Here is a 22,883-nt window from a genome sequence, read left to right on the forward strand (position 1 = left end):
CCACATTGGGGAGGAGATTGCTAAATGCGAAAAGAATTTTCTATCAATAATGATAAAGTATTAATTAATTTTACAGCAAAATATTGTACAACTTATGAGATGGTACTTGATAGTGATGGGTTTAGAAGAACGTTAGAAGTTTATTTAAAGAAGGCGCAAAACAAGAGATCTAACTCATATAGATATTTAACAGAGGCCCTTGAGAGTAATGATATACAATATATAAGAAAAAATCTTGTTACAGTGTTTAAATGGTTAACATTAATGACTGTAGAAGAAATATTAGAAGTAAATATAAATTATAAAGGGTTATTTGAAGATAGAAATGAATTTATAAAAGTAATAGAAGATTTTTATCGTTTTTGGAGAAGGCTAGAAAGATATACTATTATCCATACGGATAGAGTGAGACAGGGGCTTGCGGCTATGAGCTTTACTGAAGCAAATAGTAATTTTTCAAGATTAATATTAAAGTTATATAGAAAAGTAGAAGAGAATGTTTTAGGAGAAAAACCGCTTGTATTTAGACAAATACCAGTTGGGGGAAATTGTAGTGTAATGATAAATAAGGTGAATTGGCCAATGCCTAAATCTTATAGAATGCTACAAGAAATAAACTTTATTGATTGTATTTTAATTGAACCTCCATTTATAACTTATCCAAAAAGAAATACAAGAACTGGAATATTCTCAGAGGTAACTGAAAATCCATTAAAAAATTGTGTTATAAATAAAGAACATTGGTTCTGCTATCCAGCGAAAGTAGGAGAATTATTGGCATATGTATATTTCCATAGAGATTTTATGGAGCATGGAATAACTCTATGTAATCTTTTTGAAATGGCAAAAAGAGATGAATGTAGAAATAGAAAGCCAGATATAATCTATGTGTTTGGAGGAACTGATAAAGAAGAAGACTTTAAGACAGTATTTTATGATGATGTAGAAAATGATATTATGTTAGGATACATTAATCATTCAGATCAAATTGACTATTTTGGATATATGAAAAAGATGATTTTAACTCTTCACAATTTGATTATGATAAAAAAAGGATATCTACCAATACATGGAGCAATGGTTAATATTAAGCTTAAGAGTGGTAAAGAAGCCAATGTTGTAATTATGGGAGATAGTGGAGCAGGAAAATCAGAGAGTTTAGAAGCTTTTAGAGCACTTGGTAAAGATAATATAAGTGATATGACAGTGATATTCGATGATATGGGTATATTTAAAAATACAGATAATGAAGTAGTTGGATATGGTACAGAAATCGGAGCATTTGTTAGATTAGATGATTTAGAGCAAGGTTATGCATTTAATGAAATAGATAGAAGTATATTTATGAATCCAGATAAGATAAATGCTAGATTGGTAATGCCTATAACTCCATACTTTGAAATAGTTAAAGGCTATAAAGTAGATATGATGCTTTATGCAAATAACTATACAGCGGTGGAAGCTGAGGATAAATCTATAGAGTTCTTTGGAAATGTAGATGAAGCTATTAATGTGTTTAAAAGTGGTGCAAGAATGGCAAAAGGGACTACATCTGAAAAAGGGTTAGTAGAAAGTTACTTTGCAAATCCTTTTGGGCCAGTTCAAATGAAAGAGAAAACTGATGTATTAATAGAAGAATATTTCAATCTTATGTTTAAAAATAATATTAAGGTAGGACAGATTAAAACTTGTTTAGGAATAAAAGGACAAGAAAAAGATGGTCCAAGAAGAGCTGCAATAGAGTTATTTGATATTATAAAAACATTATAAACAAAAAAATCCTTCGATAAAAAGAAGGATTTTTTTTATTTGTCATTACTTGTACTTTTGCTTTTCATAAAAAATGAAATAGCATATAAACCACATATACCAACTAATGTATAAATAATTCGAGTAAATACGGACATATCACCGAAAATGTTGGAAATTAAATCAAATTGAAATATACCAATTAGCCCCCAATTAATAGAACCAAGTATAATTATTGCAAGTATTATAGTATCTAATAATTTCATAAAAAACCTCCTTATTTATGATACTGTTGCTATAGTAACCATAAAAAGGAGGTTTTATTCACTAAATAGTAATATTTCTGTCTATAGGTTGATTTAAAGATATAATAGTATCGGTTCGTTGAATTCCGGTTATAACATTAATTTTATTTAAAAGTATATCTTGAAGATCTGTGATGTTTTTACATATAACTTTGGCAAATACTGAATAATCACCAGTAGTTAAATGCAATTCAACAACTTCTTTTATTTTTGATAGTTCGTCAAAAACATCATTAAATGAAGATGTTTTATCAACATATATTCCAACAAAACAACAAACATCATATCCTAACTTTGGAAGATCAAGTAATATACGAGAACCTTTAATTATACCAAGTTCCTCCATCTTTTTCATACGAACATGTATTGTACCACCACTAACATGACAAAGTCTAGCAATTTCTAAATAAGGAGTTCTACAATCCTTAACTAATATATCTAATATCTGAAAATCTAGTTCATCTAACTGATAACTCTGATTCAAAACTAACACCCCTTTTAATAAATTTATAATATCTTTAATATATTTTATCAAATTATATAAGAAAAAAGAAGTATTAAATAAAATCTTTTAAATAATAACTCAATATTTAACGTTTTATCAAAATATGGAAAAATAATATTACTTGAAAATATGTTAAATAAAAAGTAATATATAAATGTATATATATATGGAAGGAGCAAACAGAGGATGGGCATTTTATTTACAGTATTATATTTTGTAATATTATTAGCAATCACATTTGGAATTCTGTTCTTAGGTAGAAAATATGTTTTCTCAAAGGTAAGAATAAATAAGTTTATACCACTAGGAATATCAATAGCATTATTTGTTTTACAAATGTTTTTACCAAAGATTATGCAAGAGCAAAATTTATGGTTAAGTATGATTCTTACAATAGTTACAGTAACATTTTTCTTATGGTTCTTAGAAATTCAAACTACTGGAGGGCCTAAGAAGAAAGAAAAACAAATAGAAATTAGACCTAAGGCTAAGCCAAATAGAGTTAAGCATTTAAAAAATCAAAAAGACAATAAGTAAAAAGATGAGAAGTATAGCTTCTCATCTTTTTTATAAGGTGTTTTCATCAATAATATTATAGTGATAAATGAATATGGGGGATGTAATAGCGATTTTTCCATTAGATTGATAAACTTTTATTACATACCAACTTTCGTTTTCAACAGGAATATGTTCATAGAGATACTTAATGCTATTTAAATTTATATTATTTATTGATTTAATAAGTTTACCACCATTAGTTATTATTTCTATATCTTTTATTCTATATTTAACATCTTCAGCAAAAATTAAAAATTTTAATTTTTTATTGTTAGTAACAATACTTTCTCCCATAAAATTATTGTTTATTGTAAAATATAATCGCAAAAAACGAGATTCAGTAGAATATGTTCTATGCATCCTAAATGCATCTATTAAAGCTTCTTTAGATAGCTCATTTCCAATGTATACCGTAAGGTTATCAGATTCATCGAAGTTAACTCTATGATTATCTTGACCATTTATAGCACCTAATTTCCAACCGCAATCTAATAGTTGAAAAAAGTATTTTTCATGGTAAGTAATCTTTGCAGATGGATTCCCATTACAAACTTCTATTGAAGTAATTATATTATTAAATATTGGATCATAGGGTATATCCATTATGTTTTTATGTGGATGATTAATAGATATAAAAGCAGTAGGATTATTTATCATCCATAGTGTTAAAAGTCTTAAGTCTTTAAGAGTGCCAGTAAAAAAATTTTTTGAATTTATTACGTTAAAATCACCATATGATTGAGTTTTACATTCGAAACCAACAACTGGAAGAAAATCATCATGAGACTTTTTAAATTTATTACAAATACTAATTAAACTTTGCCACTTAGTTGATGAACCGTCTTTAGATGATTTATTATTAAGAAAATCATTATGATCAGTTATAAATAAATAATCTAAGCCACATTTGGCTGCGTATTCATAAAGCTCAGTAGGTGTTCCTCTACCAGTAGAGTAATTTGAATGACAGTGAGGTATTCCGTAATAAAATCTAATTTTATTTTGATCAAAGACTATATTATTTTTACTTTTCTTTTTTCCCAAAATGTATACCTCTTAATAAATTATTACATACTTATATATAGTATTAGGAGTATTAAAATAATGACAACAATTATAAATGATGATAAAATAAAGTGAAACTTTGGAATGAGAGAGGTTTAATAGTAATGGTTAAGGAGTTTTATGGAAAGTATCCTAATATTAATGAGACAGCATATATATCAGAATCTGTAGATATTATAGGAGATGTTTTAATTAAAGATAATGTTAATATATGGTTTGGTGCAAGGCTAAGAGCTGATATGAATAAAATAGTTATTGGAGAAAATACTAATATTCAAGAAAATTCAGTTATTCATATAGATGTTGATTATGAGACTATAATAGGTAGAAACGTTACAATTGGGCATGGAGCTATAATTCATGGATGCAATATAGCAGATAATGTTTTAGTAGGAATGGGGTCTATAATATTAAATGGAGCTAGAATTGGTAAGAATACTATTATAGGTGCAGGATCATTAATAACTCAAGGCAAAAGCTTTGAAGAGGGGGTTCTAGTATTAGGAAATCCAGCTAAGGTTATTAGAAAATTAACAGATGAAGAAATAAAGAGTATTCAAAAATCTGCTGATAATTATGTGGCCTTAAGTAATAAATATAAAAAATAGGAGGACTTATGTTAAAAATAGGTGATTATAATACTCTAAGAGTTGATAGAGAGAAAGATTTTGGTTTTTACTTAGTAGATAAAGAGAGTGGAGAAGATGTATTACTTCCAAAATCTTTAGCTGAAGGAATGAATGTTGAAGTTGGTCAAGAGAGAGAAGTTTTTATTTATAGAGATTCTAAAGATAGACCTATAGCTACTTTTAAAAAGCCATTAGCTAAAGTATATGATGTGGCGTACTTAAAAGTTGTTCATCAAGGAGAATTCGGTGCGTTTATAGATTTTGGATTAGATAGGGATATTTTTGTTCCACTTAAAGAACAACGATTCAAACTTCGTACTGGAGATAAGTATTTATTCTATATATACTTAGATAAGACAAATAGATTAGCAGCTACTACTGAAGTAGAAAACTACATAGAAATAGCTGATGAGTCTGTAGGATTCAAGGTTGGAGATGAGGTTACTGCGATGGTTTATTCAAGAACTCCATCAGGAACATTGAATGTTGCTATAGATGGAAAGTATAAAGGATTAGTTTTACCTAATGAATATTATGAAGAAATATTCCCAGGAACAGAAATGAAGTTAAGAGTTAAAAGAATATATGAGGATGGAGTTATAGGATTAACTCCAAGAAAAACTAGATTAAATGAAAGAGATGAACTAAAAGAAAAGATAGTTAAATATATGAGAAAAAATGGTGGATTTATGGATTTTAACGATAAATCTAAACCAGAAGATATTAAAGCTACTTTTGGAACTAGTAAAAACTACTTTAAGATGGCGTTAGGTGGTCTTATGAAAGAAGGTAGAATTGAGCAAGATTCAGAGGGATGCAGATTAATTTAGATTATATTTTAAAGATGTTACAAAAGTGTAGCATCTTTTTTTATTAGGAAAGTAATTAAAGAATGGCGAGAGGTCATTTTTATAATTAGAATGAAATTTGTGGTAAAAAGAAGAAAAATAAATAAAAATAGTAATTTAAAGAAAAAATTGAAATAAAAGTGAGAATGATGTAAAATTTATAAGTATGAAAAAGTAAATAAAAAATGATAAGAAGTTTTGCTTAAATATAGTAGTTATGGTGTGGGAATTTAGATATGAATCAGGGGTTTATGATAAAAAGAGCAAGTACAAGGGATATAATAAATATTTTAAGTATAATAACATTTTTATTTTTTACATCTTTTGTTATAAATGGAATTGTGGATAAATATTTTATAGAATATTTATGTAAGACTATAATCAGTATGTTTTATATAGTTCTAATGATTTATTCGTTAAGCAAAATTAAATATAAGTGTAATAGTATTTTATCAGAAGATTACGGAGATAAGTTTTATTTACAAATATCAGTTGGATGTGGATTTTTAGCAATTATTACAATAATTAAATCAGCAATTTTCTATTCAACATATAGTAATAATATAGATTTAGATTTAATATCAAATAAAACTGTATTTATTAATAATGTATATTATTTGCTACAAATAATTTTAATAGCTTATACACTAAATAATTTCAAAGAAAATATTAGGAGTTTTATAAAGATATTATCCTTAGGGCTATTAGTAAACTTTATTTCAATAAATATATTTAAAGTAAGTGTTGGGACAATAGCTTATTCCATTAGAACTATATTTTTTATATGTGGGTTTATATTTTTAGTTTTTCTTGTATATAGAGCTAAGGAAAATTTTGAAAAAGAGGCTTATAAAGGTATTTTAATTTATTTAATTTCAAAAGTAATATATTTATTGTTTATGTATTTCAAAAGATATGATTTAGGAGATTATAAATTCTATTTAATCTTATTAGTTTTTATTGTAGGTGAATACTCACTTTTAAAAGTATTGATAATCAATAATTTAATAAATACAGAAAATAATTTAAATAAAAAGTTAAGATATATATTATCCTGGTATGAAGGGATATTTGAGAATATGCCAGATGCAGTAACTATAAGAGAAAATGATAAAATAATATACATAAATGATAGTTATAAAAATTTCTTTAATATTAAAAATAAAAATGATCTTATGGGAAAGAGTATATATGATATTGTAGATAGCGCCTCTTATGAAAAAATTAAAGAAAAAGATAAAATACTATCTAAGGAAAATATTTTGAAACCAAGATATAATACATATACTATAAATGGAATAACGATAGAGTGTGAAGAGATTGGAGTTAAATTAAAAGATACATATAAGGATTTATATTTATTTATATTGAGAGATATAAAGTATAGAAAAGAATATGAGAATATGATAGTAAAATTAAAGCAAAAGGAAGAAGATGAAAAGTTGAAAAATCAATTTTTTACTAATATATCTCATGAATTTAAAACACCTGTAAACGTAATATATTCTGCTATGCAGATGCAAGAAAAGTGTATAGAAGAAGGTAATTTAACAGGCTGTGGAAAATATACATCATCAATAAGACAAAATTGTTTTAGACTTATAAGATTAATTAATAATATATTAGATATAAACAAGATAGAGAGTGGGTACTATTCTCCTGCTAAAAAGATAGTAAATATAGTGGAAAAAGTTGAGAATATTACAGAATCTATAATAGATTATGCTTCTTTTAAAGGGATAGAGGTTATTTTTGACACAACTGAAGAAGAAATTTTTTGTTACTGTGATGAAGATTCGTTAGAAAGAATAGTATTAAATTTAATATCTAATGCTATAAAATATAATGAATATGGGGGTTTTATTTTTATAAATATAGAAAAAGATAATGATAAAGTAAAGATATTTTTTAGGGATAATGGTTGTGGAATAGAAAATGAGAGAATAGAATCTATATTTAATAGATTTGAAAGAGGAGATACTACTTTGTATAGGAAAACAGAAGGAAGTGGAATTGGATTAAACCTTGTTAAATCTATGGTAGAAATTAATGGCGGAAATATAGTTATAGATAGTGAAATAGGAAAAGGCACAACAGTAAAAGTAGAATTTCCTGTAGTACAATATAATGTAGAAGATTATTATAGATTACAAGACGAATTTACCTTTGAAAACACACTTGTATCTAAAGTGGAAATAGAATTTTCAGATATATACTTTTAAAATAAGCTAATCTTTTATTAGATTAGCTTATTTTAAGTTATTTAGTTGTAAGGGGTAGGTGCCTAAATCTTTTTCTATAATTGTATCTAATGATAATATTTTTATTGTATATGGATGAGGAAGATTTTTTAAAAAATCAAGCGCTTTAGAACTTAAAGGAGAAGTGGTAATTAATATACCATTATATAATGATTTTGATATTAAAATGCCTAAAAGGCTTTCTAGTTCGAATTCGCTAACCATATTTTCTTTAGGAGTCTTTTTACAATAAACATAATAGCTTGTATTATCTAAAGTACATATTATTGAAGAATTTGAGTTAGATACATCAGAAAATATTATATTACTATATCCTAAATAAACTAAATATTCACCACACCAGATTTGAAATTCTTTTGCAGTTAGTCTTATCAATGAATTAATTAATGAATTCCCATTTTTATATTCTTTTGATAAATTGTAAAGCTCTAATGCTTCAAAAATTATTTTGCCGATTAACGGACAAAAAAAGATAATTATAATAAAAAAATAAACATTATTAAAACTCATTACTTACCTCCAATTCAATATTACAATTTTTATATAATCTAATTGATTTAGTAAGCTCATAACCATCAACTAATTTAATTTCATAGTTAGATGATTCGTTTAATTCTCTGACAAAATTACAGGCATCTTCAGAAAATGAACTATTATTAATTAAAATACCCTTTTTACATCCATTAGAAATCATTCTTCCTAAGAATGATTCTATGTCTTTCTTTGTAGTAAGTGTAAATAAAGTTTCATTAGTAGAATCAGTAGCTGTTTCATTTTGAATACATGTTATATAGATATTCTCTCCATTTAATATACCTTTAAGATTTGTTAACTCAGGAGAGTTATCTTTAAAAATAATAATATTTTCATAATTATGAGTAGAAAGATAAAATTTAATTGCCTTAAGAAATCTATCATAATTACTTTGTTGTAAATCTTTTATAGAAAGAATTCCTTTTTCAATTTTTTCATTTGATATTTGCTCTTTAAGAGAGATAATATTTTCTTCAATAAACTTAGAAAGAAGTTTTAATGAGAAATATATTAAAATTATAAAAGGAGTATATTTTAATAAACTCATATAGTAATTCACCTCTTTATAGAGTATTGACAAATATATCTATATATATACAAAAAAAGCTAGTTTATAAGAGTGAATCTTATAAACTAGCTGAAAAAATAAATGTCTAATTATTCTTCAATATTAGAATTTGATTTATCATCATTATTAAAAACATTTTTATCTAAATCACCTGTTATAGAGCTTGTTATAACTGCTGAAACCATAGTTCCATTAACGTTTATCATAGTACGTGCCATATCAAGAATTGGATCTATAGCTATGATACCTGCAGCTAATGGGAAAAATTCTCCAAGTCCAACACCGCTGATAACAACTGAAACAGCCATGATAGCAGTTCCAGGTAAGCCTGCTATTCCAAGTGAACTTATAACAATGACAATTATTAATGTTGCATAGAAAGATATATCTAAAGGTCTTCCTACCATATTTGCTAAAGTTACAGCCATAAGTGCAGGATAGATACCGGCACATCCATTCATACCCATATTAGAACCAAGTGAGCCAACAAAAGTAGAAGTACCTTCTTTTATGCCAGCATTTTCTGTTAGAACTTTAATAGTTACAGGTAAAGTTCCAAGGCTTGAACGAGATGTAAAAGCAAGTACAAGTGCTTCTAAAACATTTTTAACATATTTAAATGGATTTAATTTGAACAGTGAAACTATAAGCATTTGTAATATAAATGCAATAGCTGTAGAAATATATATTGCAATTATGAAACCAAATACTTCTTTTAATGAACTTATACCACGTGAAGCTATTACATTTGATAGTAATGCAACAACGGCATAAGGCATAAATTTAATAATTGTTATAGCAACACTTGTTATGATTGTATAAGAAGCTTCAATGAAATCTATAAAAACCTTAACTTTATCATATTTTTTTACTTTTAATCTTCTTATAGAAAGACCTATAAAAGTTGCAAATATAACTATAGCTATAACATTTCCTTTAGCCATTGAATCTACAATGTTTGAAGGTAATAAACCTCTTAATGTATCTGCTATAGGCTCGATTTCTTTAATTGTAGCAGAGCCAGCAATAACATTTGCACCGACACCTAGTTTCATTATATTTGCTACAATAACACCTATTATTGCAGATAGAGCTGTAATAGATAAAAGACTTACTATAGATACTCCTGTAAGTTTACCTATATTATCATCTTGAGTCATATTCATAATTACTCTGATGATAGATATTAATACTATTGGAACTACTAGCATTTTTAATAAATCAATAAATCCATTACCTATAAGTCCATACCATTTAGAAACTTCACTAATCCATGTTATTTCAGATGGATTTGCAGGGAATTTAGCTACAAGTTGGATTAATAGTCCTAATAATAAACCTATTATAGTGGATAGAATCATTCTAGTAGAAAATTTAAGCTTAGTTTTGCCTTTACCTAAAAAACTGATTCCAAAGAAAATTAATACTAAAATTCCTATAAATAATACAGTTTTAAAATCTGAAATCATTAAAAACTGTTGAAAAAAAGTTGAATTCATTTTTTTTCTCCTTTCGTAAATAACTCTTTAATTTAGTATTATATATTTCAATAAAAATTAATTCAACAAAATTTAACAAAAATAGATAAAAAAATCTTGAATACTTTCTAAAAATGCTTTAAAGTTATAAGTAAACGATTTAAAAAATGAGGATTTTTACATTTTATTATTCAAAATGTGGAAAAAAGGTATTTTAATAAATAAAATATAATATTATAATAATATATAAGTAGAAATTTTATAACTAAGAATTAAGGGGGAGTCTAATATGGAAAAAGTATTAAGATGTAGTATTCTAATAGTTGATGATTTTAATAATGTTTTAGTAGCTGAAAGAGGAAAAGGAAAAGGTACAACTAAAACTTGGGGGTTATTTGGAAAAGAAATTAAAGGAAAAGAAGATGAAGAAAAATGTATTACAAAAGCTGTTGATAAAGATATAAAGTGTAATATATTTGATTTAAAACCTTTTAAAGAATATTTTGATGAAAAAGATAATGGGCTTAAAGTATTTATAGGTAGTATAAAAGAGTACATAACATGCCATAAAAGTATAAATCAAGTTAAATGGATTGGAAAGAATGATATAGATAAATATGAATTTAACCAAGAAGATATAAAGATTCTTAAGGATTTTTTTAATATATAAAAGATGAAGCAATTAAGCTTCATCTTTTTATGTTTAAAATTATTATTTGATTTCAGTCAAGTTATGCCAGTATCTAGTAGGCATATGCATTTTTTGAAGCTTTGAGTTTTCTCGTTCTTTTATATTTATAGAATTATAGAATGTTTTCCATAAGGATTCAAATTCATCATTAGAATAGTTTAATAAATTTTTTGTTTCATCCTTAGAAAGTTCAGTTATTATACTATTATTTTTATTATAGAAAAGAGCAATTTCTCTTTTCAAATCATGAATTATAAAGTTCTGATCGGAAAAACGTTCTATAAAGTGAGTAGATATTATAGGCAAAATATTATGGTCAGGCTCAATAGTACTATAGTATAATTGGGCTTTAATTTTTTTGAATCTAACAAACCCAGTAAACCTATGAGATTCTAAAGAAACTTTTCTATAATATTTATCAACTAGAGAGATTATCTCATTGTTCTTAGCTAAGTTTATATTATTTCCATAGTTATAACATAGTTTAATATATTTATATATTAATGTTTCTATATTATTAACATCACTTAAGTAGAGATAATAAATAGTTTTTAATGTAGTATAACTAAGTTTGTCACGTATGCTTGAATAAACTCTATTAAATTTATCTATTTCAGTTACAATCTCTATTGGAGATGAAATAAGATTAGGTAAATAATTTTTAGTTTTAGTTATTTTCACCTCTGTTCTAGATGAATAACAATAGAATATACATGTTAATAAACCTTCAAATGTACCGTCATATAAATACTCATTTATCATAATTATATTTCTCCTATAATTGAAGAATTTTTATCTTTCAATAAAGATAACTTGTTAAAAGAAGGTGATAAAGCAATGTTATTATCAAAAAAACTAAGTTGTTCATGATTGTTATCTATTATATTCAAATCAACTTTTGGAGATAAAACTTTCTTTATTTTATCACCATCTATATCTACAGAACCAAAATATTTTCCTTTACAGGTTATAAAATATTGAGCTCTTTTTAAAACTACTCCTAATTTTTTTAAATCTTCAAAATCTAAAGAAGATATTCTTCTAGAGCTAAGAATTTTTTTTGCACCTCGTATTCCTATACCAGGAATTCTTATAAGAGTTTCGTAAGGGGCTTTATTTATTTCTACAGGAAATAGGTTAATGTTATTAATTGCCCAATTTGTTTTAGGATCAAAATTTATATCGAAGTTAGGAGCTTTATTATCTAATAATTCATCAGCTTTAAAACCGTAAAGTCTAAGAAGCCAGTCGCCTTGATATAGACGATGTTCTCTTAATGTGGGCGGATTTTTTATACTAGGTAAATTTTTATCAGTATTAACAGGTACATATGCAGAGTAATAAACACGTTTTAATGAAAATTTATTATAAAGGTTTTCACTTAACTTCAATATATTATAATCACTTTCTTTAGTAGCACCAACAATTAGTTGGGTACTTTGTCCTCCGGGAACAAAAAGTGGAGCAGATTTGAACTTTTTTCTTTCATCATTGTGTAGAATAATATTATTTTTTATGGATTTCATAGGAGTAAAAATACTCTCTTTGTTTTTTTCAGGGGCAAGAAGCTTTAGTGAATCGTTTGAAGGTAACTCCAAGTTAACACTCATTCTATCTACTAATGTTCCTGCTTTTTTTATTAATGATTCATCTGCACCAGGAATTGCTTTTAAGTGGATGTAACCTCTGAAGTTATAACTATTTCTAAGTTTATCAACAACATTAGTTAACATTTCCATGGTATGATTGGCGTTTTTAAATATGGCAGAGCTTAAAAAAAGCCCTTCAATGTAATTTCTTCTATAGAAATTAATAGTTAAAGATACAATCTCGTCCACTGTAAAAGCTGCTCTTTCTATATCATTAGACTTTCTATTTAAGCAATAAGTACAATCGTAAATGCAGTAGTTAGTTAATAGGATTTTTAATAGAGAAATACATCTTCCGTCTGGAGTAAATGAGTGACAAATTCCAGAGGTACTCACTGAACCTAGTTGACCTTTTTTTGAGTTTCGATTTGAACCAGATGATGAACAAGATACATCATATTTAGCAGCATCACTTAATATTCTTAATTTTTCATTTATATCCATAAAATCACCTTCAAATATATTGATATATTTATATTATCAGAACGTATGTTTATCTGCAAGGGGTGGTATTGTGTAATAAAAGGAAAATATAAAAAATACAACCACAAATATTAAAATGTGGTTGTAATATTATTAATAAGTAGTTTTTCTAAAAAACTTTGATATTTCAAAAAAGGTAAATGGTATTATGGATAGCAAGGATACAAAAAGCCAATCTTTTAATGTTAAAGAGAAAACACTAAATATTTTAGCAATTGGTGGGATAGAAACTATAGATATCTGAAGAATGATACCTATTAAAACAGCTCCTAGCAATTTTTTGTTTTTAAATAGACCAATTTTGAAAACAGATACTTTCTCACTTCTCATAGCTAAAGAGAGTATAAGTTGTGAACTGCTTAAAACCACAAATGACATAGTTTGAGCATGAACTAAAGAGTTAGGATATAGATATTCACCTACTTTAAAAGCAAATAAAGTTGTAAAGCCTATTATTACTCCTAGTAATATTAAAGTTGTTGCAGTACCGTTAGAAAATAGGTTATCTTTAGGGTTACGAGGCTTTTCTAACATAACATTAGGATCTTTAGGGTCTACTCCAAGTGCTAAAGCAGGTAAACTATCAGTTATAAGATTTATCCATAATATATGGATAGGTAATAGAGGAGAAGGCCAATTAAGAAGTATAGCAACGAATAAAGTTAGTACTTCTCCTAAATTACTACTAAGTAAAAATACTATAGATTTTTTTATATTGTTAAATATATTTCTACCTTCTTCTATTGCTTTTACAATAGTTGAAAAATTATCATCAGTAAGAATCATATCTGCAGCACCTTTTGCAACATCAGTTCCTGTAACTCCCATGGCTACACCTATATCAGCAAATTTTAGTGAAGGAGCATCATTTACGCCATCACCCGTCATAGAAACAATATTACCATGAGATTTTAAAGCTTTAACAATTTTTACTTTATGCTCAGGAGAAACTCTTGAAAAAATATTATAATTATTAACAATTTTATTAAATTCATCTTGTGAGTAAGAATCTATTTCACTTCCTGATAAAGCTTCAGAAATATCACTTGCTATGCCAAGCTCGCTACCTATGGCAAAAGCTGTATTTTTATGATCACCAGTTATCATAACAGTTCTAATTCCTGCCTTTTTGCTTATGGCTATGGAATTTTTAACTTCACTTCTTGGTGGATCAATCATGCCCATAAAACCTATAAAAACTAGGTCAGATTCTATTGGAATATTTTCATAAGGACCATCTATATCTTTATAAGCAAGGGCTAAAACTCTTAAGGCTGAATCAGACATTTTGTCTGAAACATTTAATATATAGTTTTTATCTTCATCACTTAGAGGTACTATCTCGTTATCTACTAATTTTTTTGTTGAGATTTTAAGGATATTATCTATAGCACCCTTAGTAAATACTCTATATTTATTTTGGTATAAGTGTACTGTGCTCATTAGTTTACGGTCAGAATCAAAAGGGATTTCATATACTCTTTTATGAGTAGTATTTAAAGTGTCTTTTAGAAGATTGAAAGTATTGCCTACATCTATTAAAGCTATTTCTGTAGGATCTCCACTTTTAGAATCATTTGTTGAAGTTGCATCATTACATAAGACCATTCCTTCAATTAAAAGTTTATTTTCAATTTGATTAATATCTAATTTATCAATATCGACTATAGAATTATTTACAAAAGCCTTTTTAACAGTCATTTTATTTAGAGTTAATGTGCCGGTTTTATCGGAACATATAATATTTACTGAACCAAGAGTTTCAACAGCGGGTAATTTTCTTATTATTGCATTTTCTTTACTCATTCTTTGTACACCAAGGGCAAGAACTATAGCAACAGTAGCAGGTAGACCTTCTGGTATAGCTGCAACAGCTAAACTTATAGATGTCATGAACATTTGAAGAAAATTTCGACCTTGTAACATTGATATTATAAACATTAATATAGAGATAGATACTGCCCCTATACCTAGAATTTTACCTAGATGAGCTAAGTTTTTTTGAAGAGGCGTAATATTTTCATTTTCGCTATCAAGCATTTTAGCAATTTTACCTATTTCAGTGTTTATACCTGTAGATACTACAATACCAGTTCCTCTACCATAGGTAGCCAAGGTTGACATAAAAGCCATATTAACTTTATCTCCTATTGCAGTATCATCATGAGATAAAACTATAGTTGAATCTTTTTCAGCAGGCAATGATTCACCAGTAAAAGCAGATTCATCTATTTTCAGATTGATAGATTCTATTAATCGTAAATCAGCAGGAATGTATCTGCCAGCGTCTATTATAACTAGATCACCTACTACAACATCTTCAGAAGGAATCTCAAGTATTAGCCCATCTCTTTTTACAATAGCTTTAGGTGTTGATAAAGATTTTAAAGCTTCTAAAGCTTTTTCAGCTTTATTTTCTTGAATAACTCCTATAGTGGCATTTAAAAGAATAACTATAACAATGATTATAGAATCACTTATTTCTCCTAGAAAAGCTGATATAATAGCAGCTGCAATAAGTATATATATCATCACATCATTAATTTGTGAAAGAAATAGTTCTAGAAGCGTTTTTTTCTTTTTTGTAATTAGTTTATTTTTACCATTTTTTAAAAGAAGTTCTTCTGCAGTTTTAGAAGAAAGGCCATTTGTTATATCTGCATTAAGCATAGATATAACTTTATCGATAGGCTCATTAGAATACATAGTTATCACCTCTAATAATTAATAAAAAGTTTTATATAAATATGTTATTAAAAGAAATTAATAATAATGACTTTAAAGGGAAGTATTAGTAGGAATGATTTTCGTATATTGTTATAAAAAGCAAAAATATGTATAATGTTTAATTAAGATATAAATTATCGGTAGAGGGGGAGTTTGATGATAAAAAAATTTATATCATATTACAAACCATATAAAAAACTATTTTATTTAGATTTAATTGTAGCAGCCATAGCATCAGGTGTTGATTTATTTTATCCTATGATGACTAGAAAACTAGTAAATGAAGCTGTTCCTAATAGAGATATTAGAACTATTGGAGTTTTTGCAATTACTCTTTTAATTATTTATTTAATAAAAGCAGCTTGTGGTTACTTTATGAATTACTATGGACATGTTGTTGGGGTTAGAATGCAAGCTGATATGAGAAAGGATATGTTTGATCATCTTCAGAAGTTACCTAATTCATATTTTGATAATAATAAAACTGGTGATTTAATGAGTAGAATGATAAATGATCTTATGGAAGTATCGGAGCTTGCGCATCATGGACCAGAAGATATATTTATATCTGTAGTAATGCTTATAGGATCATTTATAGTTTTAAGTACAATAAACTTTCCACTTACATTAATAATCTTTGCATTTGTTCCATTTATAGTTATGTTTACTTGGAAACAAAGAACAAGAATGAACAATGCTTTTATGGAAACACGAGTGGAAACATCAGAAGTTAATTCAAATTTGGAAAATTCAATTTCAGGAATAAGAATTTCGAAATCATATGTATCACATAATTATGAAAAGAAGAAATTTAACAAAGGAAATGAAAAATTTAAAGCTGCGAGAGAAAGAGCATATAAAGTAATGGCTGAATATTTTGCAGGAGTTAATTTTGGAATAGACTTTTTAGATTACGTTGTATTAATAGCAGGAGGAATATTTACATTTTATAATATTATAGATATAGGAGACTTTCTTGCTTATATGCTTTATATTAAGCTATTTACTCAGCCTATTAAAAAGCTAGTAAATTTTATGGAGCAATATCAAAGTGGTATGACTGGATTTAAGAGATTTATTAAAATAATAGAAGAAGATATAGAAAAAGAAAGTGATACTGCAATTGAAATTAAGGATATCAAAGGAGAAATAGAATTCAGTAATGTTAATTTTAGTTACGAAGATAATAAAATATTAGAAGATGTATCTTTAAAAATTGAAAAGGGAAAAATGTTAGCACTTGTTGGCCCATCAGGTGGAGGAAAATCTACTTTTTGTAATTTGATACCTAGGTTTTATGATGTAGATAGTGGAGATATAAAAATTGATGGTATAAGCATTTATGATATAACTTTATCATCTTTAAGAAATAATATAGGTGTAGTACAACAAGAAGTATTTTTATTTACTGGAACTATTAAAGAAAATATTAAATATGGAAAGCAAGATGCAACAGATGCTGAAATTATAGAGGCAGCTAAAAAGGCTAATATTCATGATTATATAATTGGCTTGAAGGATGGCTATAATACGTTTATAGGTGAGAGAGGTGTTAAACTATCTGGAGGACAAAAGCAAAGAATATCTATTGCAAGAGTATTTCTTAAGAATCCACCAATCTTAATATTAGATGAAGCAACTTCTGCGTTAGATAATACTACTGAGTATTTAATACAAAAATCTTTAGAGGAACTTTGCAAGGGAAGAACAACAATAGTAGTAGCGCACAGATTATCTACAATTAAAAATGCTGATGAAATTATAGTATTAACAGAGAATGGCATAGAAGAAAAAGGTAGTCATGCAGAGTTAATAAGGAAAAGTGGAATTTATGCAGAGTTAAATAGATATGCTGTTGTTAGCTAATAGTTATCTGGTAGAAGTTAATATAAAATAGTTGATAGTGGGACAAAATAAGGATGTTAATATATTAAGTTCGTATTGACTAAAAATATCTAAAAGAGTAAAATGAACTTAAACAATATACCCCGTGGGGGTACACTAGGAGGAAATATTATGGTTAAACATGTACAAGAAAATGAATTCTCAGCAGAGGTTTTAAATTTTGATGGAGTTTCAGTAGTAGATTTCTGGGCTTCATGGTGTGGTCCTTGTAAGATGATTGCTCCAATATTTGAAGAGGTTGCTGGAGAAATAACTAATGCTAAATTTGTAAAGGTTAATGTAGATGAGAATCCAAATTTAGCGAATCAATTTAGAATAGCTAGTATTCCAACTATTTTAATTATGAAAAATGGTGCACCAGTAGATACTTTAGTTGGTTTTATGCCTAAACCACAATTAAAGGATGCTATTGCTAAGCACGTATAGGAAGCGTGATATAGGTGGAGAGATATGATATTGCTATAGTAGGAAGTGGCCCAGCTGGGTTATCCGCTGCATTAAATGCAAAAATTCGTAATAAGAAGTTTATTATCTTTGGAAATAAAAATTTAACTAATAAGTTAGTTAAAGCTCCTAAAGTAAATAATTACCTAGGGTTTTATGGCATGAATGGTGAAGAGATTAAAAATAAATTTCAAGAACATTTAGATGCTATGAATATAAATATAACATATGAGAGAGTAAATAATATTTATGCTATGGGTGATTATTTTGCTTTAATGGTAAATGAAAAAATGTATGAAGCGAAAACCTTGATTTTAGCTACAGGTATGGAATACACAAAAGCTATAAAGGGTGAACTTGAATTTTTAGGTAGAGGTGTAGGATATTGTGCTACTTGTGATGCACCTCTTTATAAAAATAAAGTTGTTACAATAATAGGATATAATAAAGAGGCTGAAGAAGAGGCTAGATATGTTAGTGAGCTTGCAAGTAAGCTTTATTATGTTCCTATGTATAAAGGTGAATATGAATTAAATGATAGTATTGAAGTTATTCATGATAAACCTGTTGAAATAAGTGGAGAGTTAAAAGTTAATAAACTTAAATTAGAAAATGCTGAATTAGAAACTGATGCAGTATTTGTCTTAAAAGATACTATTTCACCTGGGCAACTAGTTCCAGGATTAGAAATTGAAGATGGACATATAAAAGTTGATAGAGAAATGAAAACTAATATAGAAGGTTGCTTTGCTGCCGGAGATTGTGTTGGAAAGCCATATCAATATATTAAGTCAGCTGGAGAAGGTAATATAGCAGCGTTGAGTGCAGTTAAGCATTTAGATAATTTAAAGGTTAAGTAAAAAAAGGAAACTACACAAAGTAGTTTCCTTTTTTTTACTTATATATTTTGATATAATTATTATGACTAAGTGTTTAAGGGGTATTATTTATGAGTACAGAATTATATAGTAATTTAGAAAATCATTGGAATAAAAATGGTCATAAACCTTATAAAAAGCAGAATATTAATATAGCAGGCAAAGATGAATGTGATAGAATCTACAGCAATGATTATTATACTGAAAATATACAGTCTGAAATTGCAGATGCATTATTGGAATTAATTATTGATTATAGAGATGATATAGAGCCAATATTAAACTATATAACAAGATATAAGTTACTTGACTTCTATGATAAGTTTTTATCAAAGTTAGATATATTAATTAAAGAGGGAATTGTTGTAAAAGATGAATTGCATAATTTGGCTATTTCGTTTGTAAAAAGATATGATGACTTTGAGGTAATAAAGTTAGGGTTATTGATGTTAAGATTTGGTTCTAATGAAGAAGGGTTAAATATATTAAAGATTTTTTCTAATCATAATGGTTTTATTTTTTATTCTATAGAAGGAATAAAGGGATATGAAAAATGTAATTCTATAATTTTTGAGATTGCAAAAAGATCTACTGGGTATGGACGAGTTATATCATTGTCTAAAATTGAGCCAATAACTTTAGGAATAAAAAAATGGATAGTAGGAGACGCTGTAAACAATATATTTTTACAAGAGTTTTTAGTTGCTATTTCATTTAATAAGATTGATTATGTTCAATACTTTAGTGAAGAAGAAAAAACAAATAAAATGTTTAAAATTTTAACTAGAAATTTATCTTTACTTTATGAACTTAGAGAAAGTTTTGTAAATAGTATCTCTTTTGAACTAATTGATATTTATTGTGGTTGGTTTAAAAAATATAAATGTTCATTTGATAGTTTGTATGTTATGTGTGCATTATTTTCACTATTCTATAAGGTTGATGGTGAGAGTAGCTTAATTGATAAATTAGAATTATCAAAAGAAGAAGAGGAGTTTATAGATTATGAAATAGAAAATTTTATAAAGAGTGATTATACTGATATTTTAAAAAAATGTATTAAATTAAAGAGTGCTGAAATAAGTAAAATTATTGATGTAGCCATGGCTTTGGATGTTTATTTAAGTTTTGATGAATTAATAAGTACGCTTGAAGATAATCCTCTTGATATTTCAATATATAATTATGTTATGAACTGTGGAAGTGATAAAGATAGAAGTGATTTAATTGAGTTTGCTTTAGATAAAATAAATTTTGATAAAATAATTAACACAAATGAACTCATAAACGATGAAGATTTTGATGAAGAGTATATAGAAGATTATTGTTTTTTATTGATAATAGTTTGTATGGATAGAAATTATAAGGACTTTTTAAAGTTAAATTTATTAGCTCTTAAATCAAGATATATAAAAACAAAAATAGAAGCCTTAAATAATTTAAAAAGTATTAAAGATAGATTAGATGACGAAGCTATTAAAGAGATTAAGTTAACGTATGAAAAAGAAATTGATAGTTATCAGAAGAAAAACTTGAGATCACTATTATTGTTGTTAGACGAAGAAACTATAAATAATGAGAAAGAGAATTTAGATAAGTATAGAGTGAAAATTCATGTAAAAGATATATACTTAACTAATATATGGGTTGAAAAAACAGAAAATATAGAAATTATAAAGTTAAGAAGAGAATTGTATGAAGAGGACATTGTGTATTTAAAAGTTGATAAAAATAATGATACAGGTGACAAAATATCAATTTTTAATAATGATGGTTATTTTATTGGTTATATAAAAAGTAAAGAAAATATTGTTTTGAAAAATCTTATGGATTGGGGTAAAATAATATACGGCAAAATTGCAAATATAAGTGAAGATTATAAAGAAATAGAATTGGCGCTTTATTTAAGTTATGAAGATGTTATAAAAGAAGTTTCTAACGCTTTTAATATGGTTATTAGAAATCCTAATGGATACTTGAATTAATAATTTGAATAATAAGTATAATCAGCACAAAAGATGAAGGATAGGTGAAATATGGTGATAGTAGTAGGTGGAATGATAGGGCTTGGGAAAAGTTCTGTAGCAGAAATATTAGGGGAACATTTTAAATCAGAGGTATTTTATGAAAGTGTAGATGATAATCCGATTTTACCACTATTTTATAGTGAAACAGAGGAAGAAATAGCAAAAAAAAGATATCCATTTTTATTACAATTATATTTTTTAAATACAAGATTTAAGAGTATAAAGGATGCACTTCATTATGATAATAATGTTCTTGATAGATCAATTTATGAAGATTGGTATTTTGCAAAGAAAAATATGGAGTTAGGAAGAATATCAGAATTAGAAATGAATATATACGAAGGTTTATTAAATAACATGATGAGTGAGTTAGAAGAACTTCCTAAGAAGGCTCCAGATATTATGGTATATTTAAAAGGTTCATTTGAAACTGTAATGAAAAGAATAAATTTAAGAGGAAGAGATTTTGAAATTGATGATAGCTTAAGAGATTATTATCATTTTTTATGGGAGGATTATGATAATTGGATAAATAATTATTATAATGCGTCAGAAGTTGTGGTAATTGATATGGACAATTTAGACGTGGTTAATAATGAAGATGATAAAGAAATACTTATAAAATTAGTAGAAGAAAAGTTAAGAGAAGTAAGAGGATAATAAAAGGTATAAGAGTATTAGAGAGTGAGATGTGAGGGGATGACGAAGAAAGCAAAAATAATATTACTTTCAATTAGTTTAGGAGTAATAATGTTAATTTCAGTAGTGCTATTTAAATTAGCTTCTGGAGGATTTCAATTTTTGACTTATGCTACTGAGAATTACTTAGAGGTGCAACTAGAGGATTTTTTAAGTAGAGATAGTGGAGAAGGTTACAATGAGAATATAACTATTATTGGGGAAAGAGATTATAATAATAGAACATTGATATTTTATGAATCAGATTGTCAAGAAAATATAATTGTGAGTTATGAAAATAAAGGGAAATTTGGCAAGCATAATGTTTATAATCTCGAGAGAATTGTTAAAAGTGATAATTCTATTGCTATGATAGATATTTATGAGAATAATAGAAAAAAGTATATAATACTATCTAGTTTAAATAGAGATGATTTTGATAGTATAAATATAATGAATAAGTCAACGAATAAAATATTGGAAGAAATAGATTTAAAAAATATTTCAGAAGAAGATTTTAATATTAATGAATTAAATGAGAAAAGTGTTGTTATAGAGTATATACCAAAGTCTAATATTGAGATTAAATTAGAATTAAACAAAAAGAGTGGAAATTAAATTCAACGGGTTCCGTTTCTAGGTGCAAAATACACTAAATAGACTAAAATCTCAATTAAAATCACATGTGAAATCACACTAAGATTCACTTGTGATTTTTTTATTAAATCGTTTATATTGCTTATTTTAGGGAATAATTATAATATATAATTGATTGAAAATCACATAGTAAATCACAGGGTAAATCACATATAAAATAAAAAAATAATAGTTTTATTATCTTTGTGAATATATATGTGATTTTATATGTGAATACGTATGTGATTTATACCTAAACGAAAGG

At 26.6% G+C, this 22,883-nt stretch carries 21 protein-coding genes; 12 read left to right on the forward strand and 9 right to left on the reverse strand.

All coding sequences use genetic code 11. The features are described 5' to 3' along the window. Positions 1–24 precede the first annotated feature (24 nt). The gene (locus tag H8S10_RS10885) at positions 25–1,770 is read left to right on the forward strand and encodes a phosphoenolpyruvate carboxykinase (RefSeq protein WP_186838890.1); all 1,746 of its coding nucleotides are present in this window, start codon (positions 25–27) and stop codon (positions 1,768–1,770) included. Between the two features lie 35 nt (positions 1,771–1,805). Here H8S10_RS10885 and H8S10_RS10890 read toward each other — a convergent pair whose 3' ends face one another. Further along, positions 1,806–2,015: a DUF378 domain-containing protein gene (locus tag H8S10_RS10890; protein ID WP_055267553.1), complete on the reverse strand. Its 210-nt coding sequence runs from the start codon at positions 2,013–2,015 to the stop codon at positions 1,806–1,808. A 61-nt stretch (positions 2,016–2,076) separates the two neighbouring features. Further along, a complete protein-coding gene (locus H8S10_RS10895; protein ID WP_055267555.1) occupies positions 2,077–2,538 on the reverse strand; it encodes an Lrp/AsnC ligand binding domain-containing protein in 462 nt (153 codons plus the stop codon). Positions 2,539–2,745: 207 nt separating this feature from the next. On the opposite strand from H8S10_RS10895, the gene H8S10_RS10900 reads away from it, so the two are divergent. Then, on the forward strand, positions 2,746–3,096 hold the full coding sequence (locus H8S10_RS10900) for a hypothetical protein (protein WP_055267557.1): 351 nt from the start codon (positions 2,746–2,748) through the stop codon (positions 3,094–3,096). A gap of 30 nt (positions 3,097–3,126) precedes the next feature. Here the strand turns inward: H8S10_RS10900 and H8S10_RS10905 are convergent, their stop codons facing one another. After that, positions 3,127–4,161, reverse strand: a complete 1,035-nt coding sequence (locus H8S10_RS10905; protein WP_186838891.1) for a CehA/McbA family metallohydrolase — start codon at positions 4,159–4,161, stop codon at positions 3,127–3,129. A 125-nt stretch (positions 4,162–4,286) separates the two neighbouring features. Here H8S10_RS10905 and H8S10_RS10910 point away from each other — a divergent pair, with 125 nt between their 5' ends. The 3 genes from H8S10_RS10910 (at position 4,287) to H8S10_RS10920 (ending at position 7,881) form a co-directional block, all read left to right on the forward strand. Continuing rightward, positions 4,287–4,790, forward strand: coding sequence for a gamma carbonic anhydrase family protein (locus H8S10_RS10910; RefSeq protein WP_055267561.1), 504 nt, complete (start codon positions 4,287–4,289; stop codon positions 4,788–4,790). An 8-nt stretch (positions 4,791–4,798) separates the two neighbouring features. Beyond that, positions 4,799–5,641: a S1-like domain-containing RNA-binding protein gene (locus tag H8S10_RS10915; RefSeq protein WP_186838892.1), complete on the forward strand. Its 843-nt coding sequence runs from the start codon at positions 4,799–4,801 to the stop codon at positions 5,639–5,641. A 269-nt stretch (positions 5,642–5,910) separates the two neighbouring features. After that, positions 5,911–7,881, forward strand: a complete 1,971-nt coding sequence (locus H8S10_RS10920; protein ID WP_186838893.1) for a PAS domain-containing sensor histidine kinase — start codon at positions 5,911–5,913, stop codon at positions 7,879–7,881. 27 nt (positions 7,882–7,908) lie between these two features. Here the strand turns inward: H8S10_RS10920 and H8S10_RS10925 are convergent, their stop codons facing one another. The 3 genes from H8S10_RS10925 to H8S10_RS10935 form a co-directional block, all read right to left on the reverse strand. Then, positions 7,909–8,430: a restriction endonuclease gene (locus H8S10_RS10925; protein ID WP_055267567.1), complete on the reverse strand. Its 522-nt coding sequence runs from the start codon at positions 8,428–8,430 to the stop codon at positions 7,909–7,911. Next, entirely contained in the window at positions 8,420–9,001 is a 582-nt protein-coding gene (locus H8S10_RS10930) for a restriction endonuclease (protein WP_186838894.1), read from the reverse strand. The genes H8S10_RS10925 and H8S10_RS10930 overlap by 11 nt, the downstream gene beginning before the upstream one ends. Positions 9,002–9,111: 110 nt before the next feature. Then, a complete protein-coding gene (locus H8S10_RS10935) occupies positions 9,112–10,521 on the reverse strand; it encodes a cation:dicarboxylase symporter family transporter (RefSeq protein WP_186838895.1) in 1,410 nt (469 codons plus the stop codon). 268 nt (positions 10,522–10,789) lie between these two features. On the opposite strand from H8S10_RS10935, the gene H8S10_RS10940 reads away from it, so the two are divergent. Continuing rightward, complete coding sequence (locus H8S10_RS10940) at positions 10,790–11,170, forward strand: hypothetical protein (protein ID WP_186838896.1); 381 nt, start codon at positions 10,790–10,792, stop codon at positions 11,168–11,170. A gap of 42 nt (positions 11,171–11,212) precedes the next feature. Here H8S10_RS10940 and H8S10_RS10945 read toward each other — a convergent pair whose 3' ends face one another. The 3 genes from H8S10_RS10945 to H8S10_RS10955 all read right to left on the reverse strand — a co-directional run bounded on the left by H8S10_RS10945 (position 11,213) and on the right by H8S10_RS10955 (position 16,029). Continuing rightward, complete coding sequence (locus H8S10_RS10945; RefSeq protein WP_207731873.1) at positions 11,213–11,953, reverse strand: TIGR03915 family putative DNA repair protein; 741 nt, start codon at positions 11,951–11,953, stop codon at positions 11,213–11,215. Between the two features lie 2 nt (positions 11,954–11,955). Further along, positions 11,956–13,284 carry a putative DNA modification/repair radical SAM protein gene (locus H8S10_RS10950; protein ID WP_186838897.1) on the reverse strand — a complete coding sequence of 443 codons (1,329 nt, stop codon included), beginning with the start codon at positions 13,282–13,284 and terminating at the stop codon, positions 11,956–11,958. Between the two features lie 132 nt (positions 13,285–13,416). Then, a complete protein-coding gene (locus H8S10_RS10955) occupies positions 13,417–16,029 on the reverse strand; it encodes a cation-translocating P-type ATPase (protein WP_186838898.1) in 2,613 nt (870 codons plus the stop codon). A 177-nt stretch (positions 16,030–16,206) separates the two neighbouring features. On the opposite strand from H8S10_RS10955, the gene H8S10_RS10960 reads away from it, so the two are divergent. The 6 genes from H8S10_RS10960 (at position 16,207) to H8S10_RS10985 (ending at position 22,600) form a co-directional block, all read left to right on the forward strand. Further along, complete coding sequence (locus H8S10_RS10960) at positions 16,207–17,916, forward strand: ABC transporter ATP-binding protein (RefSeq protein ID WP_186838899.1); 1,710 nt, start codon at positions 16,207–16,209, stop codon at positions 17,914–17,916. A 150-nt stretch (positions 17,917–18,066) separates the two neighbouring features. Continuing rightward, the gene (gene trxA / locus H8S10_RS10965; RefSeq protein WP_032118049.1) at positions 18,067–18,381 is read left to right on the forward strand and encodes a thioredoxin; all 315 of its coding nucleotides are present in this window, start codon (positions 18,067–18,069) and stop codon (positions 18,379–18,381) included. Positions 18,382–18,395: 14 nt separating this feature from the next. Then, positions 18,396–19,259: an NAD(P)/FAD-dependent oxidoreductase gene (locus tag H8S10_RS10970; RefSeq protein WP_055263123.1), complete on the forward strand. Its 864-nt coding sequence runs from the start codon at positions 18,396–18,398 to the stop codon at positions 19,257–19,259. An 89-nt stretch (positions 19,260–19,348) separates the two neighbouring features. Beyond that, positions 19,349–21,262 (forward strand): hypothetical protein, encoded by a 1,914-nt coding sequence (locus tag H8S10_RS10975; RefSeq protein ID WP_186838900.1) that lies wholly within the window; start codon positions 19,349–19,351, stop codon positions 21,260–21,262. A 51-nt stretch (positions 21,263–21,313) separates the two neighbouring features. Then, entirely contained in the window at positions 21,314–21,964 is a 651-nt protein-coding gene (locus H8S10_RS10980; protein ID WP_055263127.1) for a deoxynucleoside kinase, read from the forward strand. A gap of 39 nt (positions 21,965–22,003) precedes the next feature. After that, positions 22,004–22,600: a hypothetical protein gene (locus tag H8S10_RS10985; protein ID WP_186838901.1), complete on the forward strand. Its 597-nt coding sequence runs from the start codon at positions 22,004–22,006 to the stop codon at positions 22,598–22,600. The last annotated feature ends 283 nt before the right edge of the window (positions 22,601–22,883 follow it).

Source organism: Clostridium sp. NSJ-49 (genome assembly GCF_014287725.1).
In the GTDB taxonomy this organism is placed as follows: Bacteria; Bacillota; Clostridia; order Clostridiales; family Clostridiaceae; genus Clostridium; species Clostridium disporicum_B.

Excerpts from the sequence above, each read along its gene's own strand:
- H8S10_RS10975 (WP_186838900.1), top strand. The coding sequence starts at position 19,349 with ATGAGTACAGAATTATATAGTAATTTAGAAAATCATTGGAATAAAAAT.
- H8S10_RS10980 (WP_055263127.1), top strand. The coding sequence starts at position 21,314 with ATGGTGATAGTAGTAGGTGGAATGATAGGGCTTGGGAAAAGTTCTGTA.
- H8S10_RS10935 (WP_186838895.1), bottom strand. The coding sequence starts at position 10,521 with ATGAATTCAACTTTTTTTCAACAGTTTTTAATGATTTCAGATTTTAAA.
- H8S10_RS10950 (WP_186838897.1), bottom strand. The coding sequence starts at position 13,284 with ATGGATATAAATGAAAAATTAAGAATATTAAGTGATGCTGCTAAATAT.
- H8S10_RS10940 (WP_186838896.1), top strand. The coding sequence starts at position 10,790 with ATGGAAAAAGTATTAAGATGTAGTATTCTAATAGTTGATGATTTTAAT.
- H8S10_RS10910 (WP_055267561.1), top strand. The coding sequence starts at position 4,287 with ATGGTTAAGGAGTTTTATGGAAAGTATCCTAATATTAATGAGACAGCA.
- H8S10_RS10885 (WP_186838890.1), top strand. The coding sequence starts at position 25 with ATGCGAAAAGAATTTTCTATCAATAATGATAAAGTATTAATTAATTTT.
- H8S10_RS10920 (WP_186838893.1), top strand. The coding sequence starts at position 5,911 with ATGATAAAAAGAGCAAGTACAAGGGATATAATAAATATTTTAAGTATA.
- trxA (WP_032118049.1), top strand. The coding sequence starts at position 18,067 with ATGGTTAAACATGTACAAGAAAATGAATTCTCAGCAGAGGTTTTAAAT.
- H8S10_RS10945 (WP_207731873.1), bottom strand. The coding sequence starts at position 11,953 with ATGATAAATGAGTATTTATATGACGGTACATTTGAAGGTTTATTAACA.
- H8S10_RS10930 (WP_186838894.1), bottom strand. The coding sequence starts at position 9,001 with ATGAGTTTATTAAAATATACTCCTTTTATAATTTTAATATATTTCTCA.
- H8S10_RS10985 (WP_186838901.1), top strand. The coding sequence starts at position 22,004 with ATGACGAAGAAAGCAAAAATAATATTACTTTCAATTAGTTTAGGAGTA.
- H8S10_RS10955 (WP_186838898.1), bottom strand. The coding sequence starts at position 16,029 with ATGTATTCTAATGAGCCTATCGATAAAGTTATATCTATGCTTAATGCA.
- H8S10_RS10925 (WP_055267567.1), bottom strand. The coding sequence starts at position 8,430 with ATGAGTTTTAATAATGTTTATTTTTTTATTATAATTATCTTTTTTTGT.
- H8S10_RS10890 (WP_055267553.1), bottom strand. The coding sequence starts at position 2,015 with ATGAAATTATTAGATACTATAATACTTGCAATAATTATACTTGGTTCT.
- H8S10_RS10900 (WP_055267557.1), top strand. The coding sequence starts at position 2,746 with ATGGGCATTTTATTTACAGTATTATATTTTGTAATATTATTAGCAATC.
- H8S10_RS10915 (WP_186838892.1), top strand. The coding sequence starts at position 4,799 with ATGTTAAAAATAGGTGATTATAATACTCTAAGAGTTGATAGAGAGAAA.
- H8S10_RS10960 (WP_186838899.1), top strand. The coding sequence starts at position 16,207 with ATGATAAAAAAATTTATATCATATTACAAACCATATAAAAAACTATTT.